This window comes from Plantibacter sp., assembly GCF_059073635.1.
The window spans coordinates 43,192-58,266 of sequence record NZ_JCACOF010000001.1 but is presented as its reverse complement, the minus strand read 5'-3'; the positions used below and the strand labels follow the sequence as shown (position 1 = coordinate 58,266).

The window sequence follows — 15,075 nt, the reverse complement described above, 5'->3', positions numbered from 1 at the left end:
CCGTGGTCGTCGCAGCCCGCACCACCTGGTCTCAGCGGGTGGACAGCACGCGCACGGATGGGAGCGGGTGGCCGTGCAGCAGCGCACGGACCTCCTGCAGGCGGCGACGCACGCCCCACATCGTGACCTTCTTGAGCGACTCGGAGACGATGCCGCCGCTCATCTTCGACTCGCCAGACACCCGCTCGGTGAAGACGATGGGCGTCTCCACGACCCGGAGCCCGCGCTGCAGCGCCCGCCAGAGGAGGTCGACCTGGAAGCAGTACCCCTGCGACGCGACGTCGGCGAGGTCGATGCGGCGCAGTGCCTCGCTGCGGAACGCGCGGAACCCGCCGGTCGCGTCGGCGACACCGATCCCGAGGGCGAGTCGCGTGTAGAGGTTGCCGCCGCGACTCAGCGCGAGCCGGTGCGCGGGCCAGTTCTCGACGACGCCACCCGGGACCCAGCGCGAGCCGAGCGCGAGGTCGTGGTCGTCGAGGAGTCGCGATCAGGCGGGGCAGGTCCTCGGGGTGGTGGGAGCCGTCCGCGTCCATCTCGACGATGACCTCGTAGCCGCGCGCGAGCGCCCAGGCGAAGCCCGCGAGGTACGCCCCGCCGAGCCCGTCCTTCACGGCCCGGTGGAACACGTGCACCTGCGGGTGCTGCGCGGCGAGCTGCTCGGCGAGGAACCCGGTGCCGTCGGGGGAGGAGTCGTCCACGACGAGGATGTCGACCCCGGCGACGGCGAGCGTGCGGTTCACGATCGGCTGCAGGTTGTCGAGTTCGTTGTAGGTGGGGATGACGACGAGGGAGCGGTTCACGTCGGTTCCTTTCGGGTCGTTGGGAGTGGTTCGGAGCGGGGCGGCCCCTCGACAGGAGCGAGGGGTGGGGAGCGGCGCTACGGGGTCGTGCCGACGAGCGACGCGAAGACGACGTAGTTGTTCGCGTAGGTGTTCGCGGCGTCGTCGAAGGGGCCGTTGCAGGTGATGAGCCGGAGCTGCGCGTCGGGCGTCGGCCCGTAGACCTCCTCGGTGGGGAAGGTCTTCTTCTCGACGTCGATGGCGCGGTCCACGGCGTAGGTGGCGGTCGAGCCGTCGGACATCGTGACCGTCACCTGGTCGCCCGCCACGAGCTGCTTGAGGTGGACGAACACCGCCTCGCGGAGGGTCGTGTCGAGGTGACCGGCGATGACCGCGGGCCCCACCTGACCGGGCAGGACGCCGGCGCGGTACCACCCGGCGTCCTCCCACTCGACGGGCGGCAGGAGGACACCGGACGCATCGCGCTCGAGCGGTTCGACCGCCGCGTCGACCCCGATCGACGGGATCTGCACCCGGCTCACGCTCAGTGCGCTGACATCGGCGGCCGGCGCCTGGGCGACCGGGTCCTGCTTCGCACCGGCGGCGCCACGGTCGGTCGCCTCCGAGGAGGTGATGGGCCCGTCGGCGGCGTTCGGCGAGGTCGGCGTCTGCCCGGCGTGCGTCGTGGCGCAGCCCGAGAGGGCGAGCGCCGTGAGGAGTGCTCCGGCCGCGGCGAGCGTGCCGATCGTCCGGCGGTGTGCGCGGATCATGAGGTGGCTCCTTCGGTGAGCGGCGGGCACCCGTCCAGCTCACCGGTCGTGAGCATCATGGGCGCGAGGGCTGCCCAGGCGGCGCCGAAGTAGCTCGGCACCTCCTGCGCGAGTTCGTCGGCGGCTCGGAGGTCGTCCGCCGACTCCGGCAGGTTGCCCACGGCGGCGCGCGCGGCCGCTCGGGCCTGGAGGGCGAGCGGGTGCACGTCCGAGGTCAGTGGTGATCCGCCGAGGTCGGTCTCCGCCCGCAGCTCCTTCGACCGCGCGAGGGTCGAGGCGAGGCGGGCGGCCGTCGCCTGGTCGGCGGTGTCGCAGGACTCGGCGTAGCGGATCGGGAGTCGGGCCGCGTCGTAGCCGTAGCGGACGCTCTGCCCGGTCCCTGCCGCGCCGGGCATGGCGTCGACGGTGCCGTCGGCGTGCACCTGGGCCCAGTCCGGCGGCAGCGGGCTCTCGTCGAGCAGGGTGGTCGTGACCGCTGCGGAACCCGCCTGCAGTTCGGCCCACCGCGGGTCACCCGTCGCCGCACCCAGCACCGAGAAGGCGACGGGGGAGGCGTAGGACGGGTTGTACGCGTAGGGCTCGGTCGCTGCGGCCCAGACACCGGGCAGGAGGATCCGGCCCGCGGCGGTCTCGGCGGTCATGCGGTCCGCGATCACACCGGCAAGCGTGACGCCGGCCTCGGTGAACCGCGGCTCGTCGAAGCGGGTGCCGGCGATGACGAGGGCGCGGGCGGCGTCGAGGTCCGCATCGCTGGCGGGTTCGTCGTCGACGACCTCGCCGTCGCTCCACCGCCAGGCGAGCAGTCCGTCGGGGCGCTGCAGGTGCTGCTCGGTCCAGTCCCAGATCTCGGTGAAGGACTGCTCGTCCCCGACCCCGGCCGCGACGAGCAGTCCGTAGGCCTGCCCTTCGCTGACCGTGTCGTCACCCTGGTCCCGGCGCACGACGCGGCCGTCGTCGACCCAGTCGGCGAGGAACGCGTCGGCGGCCTCGGTGGTGGTCCGGTCCGTGACCGTCGAGGTCGGGCCAGGCTGTCCGTCGGCGTCGGTGGAGCCGGGTGACGCCGCGGTCGGACCCTGGAGGAGGTTCGCCGGGAACCCGGTCGCCAGGGAGGCGATCACGGCGGTCGCGGTGACCGCGGCGACCGCGGTCGCGGCGATGCCGATCGTCTTCTTGGCGCTCATGGTCAGCTCACCGCCGTCCCGAGGTCGCGCACGAGCCGGGCGAGCTTCGCGTCGAGGTCGTCGAGGACGGCCCCGCAGCGTCGACGACTCCTTGGCGAGTCCACCGCCACCGGTCTCCACCGGACCCTCGGGAGCGTCACCGGCCGCTGAGCTGTCGAGGACGGGCATGAGGGTGACGCCACCTGCGGCGTTGTCGAGCACGAAGAGCGTGCTCACGGTGCCCGGCGCGAGGTTCACGGAGGCTTCCGCCGCCTGCTTGCCGCCGGTCAGCTCGAGATCCCACGGGCCGGCGGGGACGCTCGCGTAGTCGGTCGCCGTGCCGGTGGTGGCGCCCTTCGCGATGGGCATGCCGGTCGAGGTGCTGACGTCGACGCTCTTCACATCGGTCGACGCCTGGATCAGCCGGATGCGCGCCGCACCCTCGGCCGGACCGGTGAGGTCGTCCTCGAACACCTTCGTCTGCAGGTCCTTGTTGGGACCGTAGGCGGCGACGGTGGCCGCTTCCCCGGCCGTGATGGTCACGTTGGTGCTGATGACCGGCTTCGTGCTGTCGGGAGCCCCGGCGGGCACCATCGACACCACGTAGGTGCCGGCGGCGAGGTCGGTGTAGGGGGAGACCTGGCCGTAGGCGACGTCGTCGAGTTCGAACACGGTCGCGCCGCCGGAGAGTGCCGACAGCTTCACGTCGACGGTCTTGGTGTCGGCCGAGAGGTGGCCGACGCGGATCCAGCCGGTGCCTGCGGCATCGGTGGTGGCGGCGCTCGCGGCGGTGGTGCCGAAGCCGATGAGTGCTGCCGTCGCGACGGCGGCGAGGCCGCTGAGGGCGAGTCGCCTCGTGGTGGTGGTTCGCATGGTGGAACTCCTGTTCTTCGGGTGGTTCGGGGGTTCGGGTGGTTCTGGCGTCCGGCTCGAGCCGGTGCTCGGGACGGTGGTCAGCGGACGACGTCGGGTTCGACGACCGAGTAGGTGACCCGCACGCCGGCCGCCGTCTGCTCGACGCGGTCGGCCGCGTAGTCGCCCTGGATCGAGCGGATGGAGTCGGCCAGACGGCTGTCGCCCGCCTCGGTGCCGGTGCGGAGCACCATCGTCCGGCGCACGTCGCCCGTCTCGCCGTCGAGCACCGGGGTGCTCTCGAGCCGGACCGGCGTCGTGGCGAGCACCTGTCCGAGGGCGAGCAGGGCGCGGGAGTCGAGCTGGCCGTCGCTCACGGTCTGCGCGGCCTCCGCCGAGACGCTGAGCGAGGGGTTCAGCAGGAGCTGCGCGCCGAGCGCCGCCCGAGCCGCCGTGCGTCCGGCAGCCTGCTCGGCTGCCGCGTCGAGACCGTCGGCGTCGATGCGGCGGACCTCGACGGCCTGCGTCCCGGAGCCGAAGGTCGCGACGAGCTCGGAGTTGTCGATCGCACCCTTCACCTCGGGGAAGGTGGTCGGGAAGGTCCGCATCGAGTCGGTCGTGACGATGTAGTCGGCGTCGCGCCAGCCGTTGGGCGACTGGGCCTGGACGGCGGAGTCGGTGTCCATCTTGTAGTACCAGATGACGTTGTCGCGATCGAAGCCGCTCTCGACGAGGTCGACCCACATCGCGTCGTCGACGATCACGCGGGACTCCTTCGGCACATTGGTCTGGACCCACTGCTGGGCCTGCCGGACCGGCTTGTCGAGGTCGGCGAGGAGGAAGCCGCGGAGCTGGGTCGCCGTGTTCGGGACGGCGACGACGGCTGCCGCGAGCACGGCGGCGACCCAGACGGCTCCGGCCGCGCGTCCGCCGAGGAGACGACGGCGCGGTGCACCGGCCTCGACGGTCGAGCGGCGACGGAACCGGCGGATGGCCGCGCCGGTCACGCCCATGATGAGGATCGTCATGAACGGCAGCAGCATGATGACGTACGGCACCGGCAGGTAGCCGCCCGGGCGCAGCATGAACAGGCCGAGGAAGACGGTCATCGCGGCGATGACACGCAGTCGCGAGATGAAGAGCCCGGCGACGGCGGCCACCGCTCCGGCGACGAGGAGTGCCGCGTCCAACTGCCACCACATGCCGAGGGTCTTCGCCGACAGGCTCTCCGGGTCGAACAGCGACCCGCTCGCGACGCGGGATCCGAGCTGGAAGAAGACGCCGCCGAGGAGGCTCACCCGGTCAGGGCCGGGGATGAGCTCGCCCTTGATGGCGGCGAAGAGCACGTACGTGAAGCCGATGACGACGACGATCGTCGCGGCGACCGGCAGCGTGTACCGGCGGGTCTCCTTCCGAGCCGCGCGCCACATGGTCCAGGCGAGGAAGGGCAGGGCGAGCAGGAAGGTCTCCTTGCTCAGCACGGCGATGCCGAACGCGGCGGCGGAACCCGCGAAGCCGACGAGCTGGTGCTTGCGGCTCGTCGCGAGGATGAAGGCACCGAGGAGCCAGGGCACCGCGACGTTGTCGAGGTAGACGGTGCGGTGGAACTGCACGGCGAGCGGCGAGATCGCGAACACGAGTGCGGCGACGGCGGCCATGGCCCGGCTGAGGTGCAGGCGGCGGGCGAGGACCCACACGAGCACGACGGCGATGAGCGTCGCGACCAGCATGGCCTCACGTGCCGCGACCACGGCGATGTCGTAGCGGTCGAACGCGCCGGTCAGCCCCGTGTAGGCCGCGATCTGCAGCCAGCCGAGCGGCGGGTGGTCGTACCAGTAGGTGTAGTGGGCGAGTTCGCCGAGCTTCAGCACGCTCCACGCCTGGGCGGTGTAGGTGCCCTCGTCGTCGATGCGCTGCGGGGATCCGCCCATGTTCATGGCCTGCACGACGGCGGCGATGGCGAGCACGGGCAGGAGGAAGGCCAGGGTGCGACCGTGGCGCGAGAGCCAGCGGCGCACGACGCCGGGGCCTCGCTGTGCCGGTGGCCCTGAGGTGAGCCAGCCGAGGCGGTCGCTCTCCAGGTGGAGCTCTGGTCGGCCGGGGGCGGCCGGTCGTTCGAGGATGCCGGTCATCGGGTTGCTCCGTTCTGGAGGACGAGCTCGGGTGCGCGGTCGGGCAGGTCGACGGAGACGGGAGCGGCCTCGGTGGCCTCGGCGACCTCCTCGCTGCGGTGGGCGCCGGTGTGCTCCGTCTTCTCCCAGGAGTGGTCGCCCTTCCACTCGCGGAAGACGGAACGGACGGCGGCCAGGCCGAGGAAGATCTGGTACGGGAAGGTGCCGAGGATCAGCCGGGCGTAGTCGCGGAGGCGGACCTTCTGGCCGTAGAGGCGGCCGAACTCACCGAGCCCGGAGGCCTCCACCGCGAGGGTGACGATCGTCGGCGCGAGCGGGATGAAGGTGAGGAGCGCGATCGGCGCGGGGACCTTCGCGAACAGCACCAGCAGGACCGAGACGGGGATGAGGAGGCCGGTCGCCGCCTGGAGGAACGGCATCGACAGCAGGTAGCGGGCGAACATGCGCTGACGGAACGTCGGCAGCTTGCGCCACTCGCCCTTCTTCAGGACCTGCAGGAACCCCTGGTTCCAGCGCGTGCGCTGCTTGTAGAGCGACTGCAGGGTGCCTGGCGTCTCCTCGCGGGTGACGACCTCCGGGCTGTAGGCCACGACGACCGTCGCGCCGGCGCTCGAGAGTCGGACGCCGAGCTCGCAGTCCTCGGCGAGGCAGCCGTCGTCCCAGCCTTCCGACCAGTCGAGCCAGGTCTTCTTCACGAACACCGTGTTGCCGCCGAGCGGGATGAAGCGGGAGTTCGCGTGGAAGTGCAGGCGCGACCGGAACCAGAAGTAGTACTCGAGCACGTTCCGGAGCGACCACCAGCTCGACTGGAAGTTCATGAGCTGCACGCCGCCCTGGACGACGTCGGCGCCGCTCTCGGTGAAGCGGGAGTCCACGAGCGTGAGCAGGCGCGGATGCACCTCGTCCTCGGCGTCGAACACGCCCACGACGTCGCCACGGGCGATCTGCAGCGCCCGGTTGAGGGCCTTGGGCTTGTTCTTCGGCACGCTGTCGTCGACGACCACTTTGATGAGGTCGGGGTGCCGGGCGGCGGCCTCGCGGACGACGCGCTCGGTCCCCGGGTCGTCGTGGCCCACGATCGCGATGATCTCGAAGTCGGGGTGGTCCTGTTCGGCGAGGCGGTCGAGGGTCTGACCCATGACCTCCTCCTCATGCCGACCGGGGACGAGCAGGGTGAAGGAGTGCTTGGCGGGCAGCGGGACCGCGGCGAACCCCGTGTTCTTCAGGTGGCCGGTCGACCGCCAGGCGTGGAGCATCCAGTAGAGCGTGGTGACGGCGATGATCGTCAGCGCGGCGGCGAACAGCAGCATGGTGCCGTAGCCGAGCCACTCACCGATGCTCCAGGAGCCGGGGTCGGCCGCCGACGCCGGGTCCACCAGGGTGCCGCGGTTCGGCAGCGGTTCCGTGGGTGCCGCGGGCTGCGGGGTCAGCAGGGGAGCGGGCTCGTCCGCGGCGGCGAACGGGCGGGAGGGGATGAGCGCGAGCGCTCCGAGCAGCGGTGCGAGTGCGGGTGCCATCAGGACAGGCCTCCAGAGGTCGGCAGTGCGTGGGTCGGTGCGGATCGACGAGGGGTCGTGGTGCGCGGTGCGGCGGCGGGTGCCGATGCGGCCGGGCTCGAAACGGTCGTCTCCTGCGTCGTCGTGCTCCGACGGCGATCGGTCGCCGACTCGGCGGGTCGGAAGACGACGAAGCGGTAGGCGAGGAAGCGGAACACCATGCCGAGGACGAGTCCGACGCCGTTGCCCGCGATGTTGTCGGCGAGCGGCGTGGTGTAGCCGAGGACGTAGTGCGAGACGAAGAGACACCCCGCGGCGATCCCGAGGCCGAGGACGTTCATGAGCGCGAAGAGGGCGCCCTCCTTCCACACCGCGCGGCGGTGCTCGGTCCGGAACGTCAGCGCCCGGTTGCCGAGCCACGCGACGATCGTGGCGACGGCGACGGAGATCACCTTCGCGCCGATCGGCTTGTCGTCGAGCACGGTGAACCGGAGGAGGTTGTACACACCGACGTCCACGACGAACGCGGTGCCACCGACGAGGCCGAAGGTGACCAGCTGGGAGACGAGCTTGGGGAGACGCAACGGCTGGCGTGCACGGCGGGGACGCGTTCCCGGAGCGACGGATCGTTCGGGGACGGACGGCTGGCTCGGGTGCACGACGGAAGATTCGGGCTTCACGGTCATGCACGCCGTTCGGGGGCAGCGCGAACCGCGGTTTGGTCGATTCCGCCGCCGCCCAGGGCTTTGCCAGGTTCACGAAACAGGGCTGAAATCCCTTGATTTTCCGCGGAAGTTGACGTATTCGCGAGGGCATGGGGGACAACACCGCGGCCCCCTGAACTGGGCCTCCGCCCGCCCGTCAACCGGCACGACGGCGATCCTTCGGTCGCCTACGATGGGGGCAACGCCCGGTGTGCTCGGGCGTCGTGATGCCCTGATTCGAGGGTGCGCGAGACGACCGGCACAGAGGGAGACATCTGGTGGGAAAGCTGATCTACGGGAGTTCATCGCGAGAACTCGAACTCGACGACCGGATGCTCGCGCACGTGAAGTCGATCGCGGTCATGAAGCTGCGGCGCAACGAGTCCTTCACGATCTCCTGGCCGCGCTCGCTCGAGACCGGTGGCGGACGCGTGACGATCTGGGTGCACCCGTCGATCTCGTTGCAGTTCGAGTTCGACCAGGAGGAGCGTCCGGAGCTCAACCGCAGCTGGCTCGAGTCGATGATGCAGGACGCCAACAAGACCGGCGACCTCGCCATCGGCCGTGAGGTCCCCGACATCGACCAGCGGGCGCGCCCGACCAACGTCAGCGAGCCCCGCCCCCGGAAGTCCTCCGCGTGAGCGACCGGGTGATCGTCCTCACCGGCGCCAGCGACGGCATCGGTGCTGCGGCCGCGAAGGCGTTGACGGACGCGGGCGAGCAGGTCGTGGTGGTCGGGCGGTCACCGGAGAAGACCGCGGCCGTCGCGCAGCGGATCGGGGCTGCCTCGTTCATCTCCGACTTCGCCGAACTGGCGCAGGTGCGGCTCCTCGCCGAACAGCTCCTCGAGCGGTACCCGCGGATCGACGTCCTCGCCAACAACGCCGGCGGGATCTTCGGCGCCGACCGCCGGGTCACGGCCGACGGCCACGAGCAGACGTTCCAGATCAACTACCTGGCACCCGCGCTCCTCACCCACCTCCTGCTGGACCGCCTCGTCGAGTCCGAGGCGACGGTGATCAACACCTCGAGCGTCGCCAACCGCCTGTTCGGGAAGCTCGACCTCGACGACCTCGACGCCGAACGCTCCTACTCGCCCACGCGTGCCTACGGCAACGCGAAGCTGGCGCAGATCCTCTTCACGAAGGAGCTCGACCGCCGGTACGGCCCGCGCGGACTGTCCGCCGCGGCGTTCCACCCGGGGGTCATCTCGACGAACTTCTCCAGCTCGCCCGACGGCGCGATGCGGTTCCTCTATGCGAACCCGCTCGGTCGTCGCCTGCTGAACACCCCCGAGGAGGGCGCCGACACGCTCTTCTGGCTGGCCGAGAGTCAGCCGGGCCTCGACTGGACCTCGGGCGGCTACTTCGTGAAGCGGAAGCCCGCACGCACGAACAAGCTCGCCGACGACGTCGCCCTCGCCCGCGGGCTCTGGGAACGGACCGAGGAGCTGCTCGCCGAGCACCGCTGAGCGGTCCCGTCGGTCCGTCTCAGTGGCTCCCGCGTCGCCGTTTCGTGGTGACGGGAGCCTAGGCTGGTGGGATGCGATGGAACGAGTGGACGACGGCGCTCGTCGTCGCCGGGGTCCTCGCGCTCGCCGCGCTGCTGATGCTCCTGGTCCTCGGACCCGAGGCGCCGGTCGTGTGGGGACTCGTCTCCGGGGTGCTGCTCGCCCTCGTCGTCGGTGCCATGGCGTTCGTCAAGCGCGAGCGCTGACCCAGTCCGGGTAGACCTCTCCGGTCACTGAGCTTGTCGAAGTGCCCACGAAGGGACCTCCCTATCCTGTCCAGGCCTGGGCGAGTCGGTCTCTGGTGCGCGAGGATGGACCAATGACGACGAAGCGCATCCTGTTCATCGGCGGCAGCGGCATCATCTCCTCGGCGTCGGTCGCCAGAGCGGTGTCGCTCGGCCATGACGTCACCGTCCTGAACCGCGGCCTGTCCCACGTCCGCCCCCTCCCCGAGGAGGTCGAGCTCCTCCGCGCGGACGTGCGCGACACCGACGCGGTGACCGAGACGCTCGGCTCGCGCGAGTTCGACGTCGTGGCGCAGTTCACCGCGTTCACGCCACCGCAGGTGCAGGCGGACATCGACCGCTTCGCCGGTCGGATCGGCCAGTACGTGTTCATCAGCTCCGCATCGGCCTACCAGAAGCCGCCACAGCGCCTGCCCGTCGTGGAGTCGACGCCGCTCCGGAACCCGTTCTCCCAGTACGCGCGCGACAAGATCTCCTGCGAGGACGTCCTCGTCCACGCCTACCGCGAGCAGGGGTTCCCGGCGACGATCGTGCGCCCGTCACACACCTACGACCGGACGCTCATCCCCACGATGGGGCGGCGCACCGACCTCGACCGCATGCGCGCGGGCAAGCCGGTGGTCGTCCACGGCGACGGGACGACCCTCTGGACCATCACCCACACCGAGGACTTCGCGGTCGGGTTCGTCGGCCTGCTGGGTCGCCGCGACGTGCTCGGGGAGGCCTTCCACATCACGGGCGACCACGCACCGAGCTGGAACGACATCACCCGGTGGATCGCGGAGGCGGCCGGCGTGGAGGCCGACATCGTGCACGTGCCGTCCGACGTCATCGCGGAGGTCCACCCGCCGCTCGGGCCGACGCTCCTCGGCGACAAGGCGTTCCCGATGGTCTTCGACAACACCCGCATCCGCAGTCTCGTCCCGGAGTTCCGGCCCGCCATCCCGTTCTGGGACGGCGCGGCGGAGATGGTCGCGTTCCACGACGCGAACCCGCACTGGCAGCCGGCCGAGCCGGAGCTCGACGCCGCCTTCGACCGGATGGTCGCCGCCGTCGGTCACTGACCTGCCCTCGATCCTGACGCTCGGTCCCGAGCTTCGGTCCCTGAGCGGCCTTCGGTCCCTGAGCTTGTCGAAGGGCGCCCTTCGACACTTCGACAGGCTCAGTGCGGCGCAGCTCAGGAACCGGCGGGGGCGGCCTCCGCGGCCCGGAGGTCCTTGCGGAGGATCTTGCCTGACGCCGACTTCGGGATGGCGTCGACGAACGCCACGCGCCGGATCTTCTTGTGCGGGGCGACGCGCTCCGTGACCCACGCCATGAGCGCCTCGGCGGTGACGTCCTGGCCCGGTTGCAGGACCACGAACGCTTTCGGCACCTCTTGGCCCTCGTCGTCGAGCACCCCGATGACGGCCGCGTCGGCGATCGCCGGGTGGCCGAGCAGCAGCGCCTCGAGCTCCGCCGGGGCCACCTGATAGCCGTGGTACTTGATGAGCTCCTTCAACCGCTCGATGATGCGCACGGTGCCGTCGCCGCGGACGGTCGCGATGTCGCCGGTGTGGAGGAAGCCGTCGTCCTCGAGGGTCTCGCGAGTGGCCTCCTCGTTGCCGAGGTACCCGAGCATGACGTTCGGGCCGGCGCAGAGCAGCTCGCCCGCCGCGCTCTCCTCGTCCGAGCCCTCGGCCGGGTAGTCCACCTCGGCGCCGGTCTCCGGATCGACGATCCGGCACTGCATGTTCGGGAGGGTCGTGCCGACGCTGTCGAGGGACGCCCCCTCGGCCTGGAACGCGATCGCGTGGCTGACCGGGCTGAGTTCGGTCATGCCGTAGCCCTGTCGCATCCGACAGCCGAGACGCTCCTCGACCGCCCGCCCGAGCGTCGCGTCCAACGGCGCGGCACCGGAGAAGATCGTGTGGACGCTCGAGAGGTCGAACTCGTCGACGAGCGGGTGCTTCGCGAGCGCCACCGCGATCGGCGGGGCGATGAACACGTAGCTGCAGCGGAAGTCCTGGATGATCCGGAGGAACTCAGCCAGGTCGAACCGCGGCATGGTCACGAGCGAGGCGCGCCGCGACAGGGCGAGGTTGAGGAGCACCGTCATGCCGTAGATGTGGAAGAACGGCAGGACCGCGAGGATCCGGTCGTCGGCGACCATGCCGAGCTGCGGGATGGACTGCTGCACGTTCGCGACGAGGTTCCGGTGCGAGAGCATCACGCCCTTCGGCCGACCCGTCGTGCCGGAGGAGTAGGGCAGCACCGCCACGTGTGTGGCCGGGTCGAACGAGACGTCCGGCGCGGGGAGGCGGCGCAGGAGGAGGTCGCTCAGCGACGCGTGCCCCTCCGCGCCGTCGAGGACGACGACGCGGTCGGAGGGGATGCCGCAGGCGCTCGCCGCAGCCCAGGCCTGGGGGAGCAGCGGGGAGACGGTGAACAGCATCGTCGCGCCGGCGTCGCGCAGCTGCGCCTCGATCTCCTCGGCGTTGTAGAGGCCGTTCACCGTCGTCGCCGTCGCGCCCGCGCGCAGGATGCCGTGGAACACGGTCGCGAAGGCGGGGACGTTCGGCGCGTGGAGGGCGACGACGTCGCCGACCCCGATGCCGGCCGCCGCGAGGGCGCCGGCCAGGGCGTTGATCTGGCCGATGAGCTGTCGGTAGCTCGTCTCGGCGCCGGTCGTGCCGTCGCGGAGGGCGATGCGGTCGAGGTCGCTCGGGGCGATGCCGCCGAACAGGGTGTCGTAGACGCTCAGGTCGGGGATCTCGACGTCGGGATGCGGGCTGGTGAACACGAGTGATCTCCTTCGAACACCGGTGATGGTGGAGTGAGTCTATCCACGCCGGGTGCTCGTTAGGCTGAACCCGTGAACGCGTCCCGCCCCATCCTCGGTCTCCTGCTCGACGTCGACGGCCCCATCGCCAGTCCGATCACTCGGACGATCAACCTCCCGAGCATCGCGCAGGACCTCGCGACGCTCGCGAACGCCGGGGTCCCGATCGCCTTCAACACCGGGCGGAGCGACGCGTTCCTCCGCGAGGTGGTGGTCCCACCGCTCCTGGCCGCCGGGCTCGCGGACGACGTCCGGCTCTACGGCATCTGCGAGAAGGGCGCCGTGTGGTTCGGGTTCTCGGCGGCGGGGGTCGACGAGCTGAGCCTCGATCAGGACGTCGCCATGCCGGAGGGGTACGGCGACGTCATCGAGCGCCTCGTCGACGAGCGGTACGCCGAGACGGTGTTCTTCGACCACACCAAGCGCGCGATGGTCTCGGTCGAGCAGCACGTCGAGGTGCCGGCAGCGGACTACGCGGTCGTGCGGAAGCACTTCGACGACGACGCCCGGGCCGAGCTCGCCCGACGCGGGTTCGGGGTCGAGCACGCGCCCGGCCGCTACCCGGACGACGCCGGCCTCGTGCAGTACCGCATCGATCCCACGATCATCTCCACCGACATCGAGTCGGTCCGGCTCGGCAAGGACCTCGGCGCCGAGCGCGCGCTCGAACTCCTCGAGGCCGACGGCGGTGCGCTCCCGCTCGCCTGGCGCACGGTCGGCGACTCCCGGAGCGACTACGCGATGGCCGACTGGTTGTTCGAGCACGGGTTCGAGGTCGCGCACGTGGACGTCCGCCCCGCCGACGGCGTGCCCGAGAAGCCCTACCCGGTGCTGACCCACCCGACGCTCATCCACGACGAGGCGGGCGCGGCCTTCCTGGCCCGCTGGGTCGCCATGGTGCAGGGGACCGCGACCGACGACGCCGACGTGAGCTGACCATGGCGGGAGACGGGGAGGGTCGGACGGCGGGCCGCGGACGCGGCGTCACGACGGAACGCGGCCTGGACCGCGTCGTCAACTTCAGCGACGCGGTCGTCGCCATCGCGATCACCCTCATCATCCTGCCGCTCGTCGACGTGGCCCAGGAGTCGGGCGGCGGCCCGGTCTCCGAGTTCCTGGGCGAGAACGCCTCCGGGCTCGCGGCGGCGGCCCTGAGCTTCGTCGTCATCGCCAGCTTCTGGCGCGACCACCACCGACTGTTCGAACGCACCGTGAGCTACTCACGGCGGCTCGTGTCGTTGAACTTCATCTGGCTGGCGGGCATCGTGTTCCTGCCGCTCCCGACGGTCCTCATCGTCGACGCGGCCGGATCGGACCGCGGTGCCGCGATGCTCTACATCGCGACCATGCTCGTCTCGATGGTGGCCGTCCGGCTGCAGCAGATGGTGATCGTGCGCGACGGTCTGCTCAGCGAGGAGGCGGCGGCGATGCCGCAGCGCCCGTGGTGGCTCGTGTGGGCGCCGACGGCACTCATGCTCCTCGCCTTCGTGCTCGCGGCCCTGGTGCCGGGCGTGGGCACTCAGGCTCTCTTCCTCCTGCTGCTGTCGATCCCGCTGTCGTGGGTCGGCGGGAGGCGGCACCGGGTCGCCCCTTCGACAGGCTCAGGGACCGGGGAACCTTCCGGTCCCTGAGCCTGTCGAAGGGTGGGGTGAGTCGGGTGGGGCTGCACTTCGACAGGCTCAGTGACCGGTGGTGGCTCAGTGACCGGTGGTGGCTCAGTGACCGGTGGTGGCTCAGGTGGCCGGCCGCGTGGTCGGGTCAGGTCTGGCAGTGGGGACACCAGTAGGTGTCGCGGAGCGCGGTCGGGTCGGCGCCGAGTTTGCCCCGCTGGATCCGGGTGCCGCAGCGGAGGCAGCGCTGACCGTCGCGTGAGTACACCCACGTCTTCCGGCCGGGCCTCGTGTCGCCCGTCGTGACGCGGTTGCGACGGTCGCGATTGGCGTTGATGAGCCGGTAGCCGAGGCGTACGGCGCCCGGCAGGTCGACCTCGGCGGTGGGCCTCGTCGGGAGGACGCCACGGATGAAGCACAGCTCGTTGACGTACTCGTTGCCGAGCCCCGCGAGGTTGCGCTGGTCGAGCAGGGCGACGTGGATCTCTCGGCCGTCGGCCTCGAGGTTGTGGATGGCACGCTCCTCGTCCCAGTCCGGACCGAGGAGGTCGGGACCGAGCCAGCCGAAGCGCTCCTCGTCCTCGCGGGAGGGGAAGACCTCGACGAGGCCGAGTTCGAACCCGACCGTCACCCAGTGCTGCGTCGACACGATCGCGCGCGCCTTCCAGGCCGGCCGCCGCCAGTGCTCGCCCGGCTGGTAGACGTGCCACAACCCCTCCATCTTGAGGTGCGTGTGGAGCGTGTGGTCGCCGATGTGGTGCAGGAGGTGCTTGCCACGTGGGATGACGTCGTGGACGACGTCGCCCCGCAGGTCGACGGTCGCGAAGGCGGGCACCCGCAGGTCGAAGCCGGTGACGACCTCGCCGGCGAGCGCCTGCCGCAACCGGTGCGCGGCTTGGAAGACCGTGTCACCTTCTGGCATGAACCGCTCCGTCCGTTCCGGCTACGGTGCCACCGGCAGGGTGTCCGGCGCAACCCGTGGCGGGACGGCCGTGC

Annotated in this window: 13 protein-coding genes and 1 pseudogene; 6 read left to right on the top strand and 8 right to left on the bottom strand. The window is 71.0% G+C overall.

Annotated elements, in window-relative coordinates:
• Positions 1-31: 31 nt before the first annotated feature.
• The 6 genes and pseudogenes from AC5JOC_RS00250 to AC5JOC_RS00225 all read right to left on the bottom strand — a co-directional run bounded on the left by AC5JOC_RS00250 (position 32) and on the right by AC5JOC_RS00225 (position 7,875).
• Positions 32-800: pseudogene (locus tag AC5JOC_RS00250) on the bottom strand (polyprenol monophosphomannose synthase).
• A 77-nt stretch (positions 801-877) separates the two neighbouring features.
• Positions 878-1,549: a class F sortase gene (locus AC5JOC_RS00245; RefSeq protein ID WP_138946478.1), complete on the bottom strand. Its 672-nt coding sequence runs from the start codon at positions 1,547-1,549 to the stop codon at positions 878-880.
• Positions 1,546-3,582, bottom strand: coding sequence for a glycosyl hydrolase family 8 (locus AC5JOC_RS00240; protein ID WP_494244804.1), 2,037 nt, complete (start codon positions 3,580-3,582; stop codon positions 1,546-1,548). The genes AC5JOC_RS00245 and AC5JOC_RS00240 overlap by 4 nt, the downstream gene beginning before the upstream one ends.
• 80 nt (positions 3,583-3,662) lie before the next feature.
• Entirely contained in the window at positions 3,663-5,693 is a 2,031-nt protein-coding gene (locus AC5JOC_RS00235; protein ID WP_494244802.1) for an ArnT family glycosyltransferase, read from the bottom strand.
• A complete protein-coding gene (locus AC5JOC_RS00230) occupies positions 5,690-7,210 on the bottom strand; it encodes a glycosyltransferase family 2 protein (protein WP_241161027.1) in 1,521 nt (506 codons plus the stop codon). The genes AC5JOC_RS00235 and AC5JOC_RS00230 overlap by 4 nt, the downstream gene beginning before the upstream one ends.
• The gene (locus AC5JOC_RS00225) at positions 7,210-7,875 is read right to left on the bottom strand and encodes a GtrA family protein (protein WP_411557955.1); all 666 of its coding nucleotides are present in this window, start codon (positions 7,873-7,875) and stop codon (positions 7,210-7,212) included. Before AC5JOC_RS00225 ends, AC5JOC_RS00230 begins: the two co-directional genes overlap by 1 nt.
• Positions 7,876-8,171: 296 nt before the next feature.
• On the opposite strand from AC5JOC_RS00225, the gene AC5JOC_RS00220 reads away from it, so the two are divergent.
• From AC5JOC_RS00220 to AC5JOC_RS00205, 4 genes are all read left to right on the top strand, one after another.
• A complete protein-coding gene (locus AC5JOC_RS00220) occupies positions 8,172-8,534 on the top strand; it encodes a DUF7882 family protein (protein WP_079705204.1) in 363 nt (120 codons plus the stop codon).
• Entirely contained in the window at positions 8,531-9,364 is an 834-nt protein-coding gene (locus AC5JOC_RS00215) for an SDR family NAD(P)-dependent oxidoreductase (RefSeq protein WP_242664545.1), read from the top strand. The genes AC5JOC_RS00220 and AC5JOC_RS00215 overlap by 4 nt, the downstream gene beginning before the upstream one ends.
• A gap of 71 nt (positions 9,365-9,435) precedes the next feature.
• Entirely contained in the window at positions 9,436-9,609 is a 174-nt protein-coding gene (locus AC5JOC_RS00210; RefSeq protein ID WP_161578549.1) for a hypothetical protein, read from the top strand.
• Between the two features lie 113 nt (positions 9,610-9,722).
• Positions 9,723-10,712, top strand: a complete 990-nt coding sequence (locus tag AC5JOC_RS00205) for an SDR family oxidoreductase (protein WP_494244800.1) — start codon at positions 9,723-9,725, stop codon at positions 10,710-10,712.
• A gap of 113 nt (positions 10,713-10,825) precedes the next feature.
• Here the strand turns inward: AC5JOC_RS00205 and AC5JOC_RS00200 are convergent, their stop codons facing one another.
• Entirely contained in the window at positions 10,826-12,430 is a 1,605-nt protein-coding gene (locus AC5JOC_RS00200; protein WP_494244798.1) for an AMP-binding protein, read from the bottom strand.
• A 72-nt stretch (positions 12,431-12,502) separates the two neighbouring features.
• Between AC5JOC_RS00200 and AC5JOC_RS00195 the strand changes: the two genes are divergently transcribed.
• Positions 12,503-13,405, top strand: coding sequence for a hypothetical protein (locus tag AC5JOC_RS00195; protein WP_124768774.1), 903 nt, complete (start codon positions 12,503-12,505; stop codon positions 13,403-13,405).
• Positions 13,406-13,407: 2 nt separating this feature from the next.
• Positions 13,408-14,100 carry a TMEM175 family protein gene (locus AC5JOC_RS00190; RefSeq protein WP_159877880.1) on the top strand — a complete coding sequence of 231 codons (693 nt, stop codon included), beginning with the start codon at positions 13,408-13,410 and terminating at the stop codon, positions 14,098-14,100.
• A 127-nt stretch (positions 14,101-14,227) separates the two neighbouring features.
• Here the strand turns inward: AC5JOC_RS00190 and AC5JOC_RS00185 are convergent, their stop codons facing one another.
• Positions 14,228-15,001, bottom strand: a complete 774-nt coding sequence (locus AC5JOC_RS00185) for a DNA-formamidopyrimidine glycosylase family protein (RefSeq protein WP_138946489.1) — start codon at positions 14,999-15,001, stop codon at positions 14,228-14,230.
• Between the last annotated feature and the right edge of the window lie 74 nt (positions 15,002-15,075).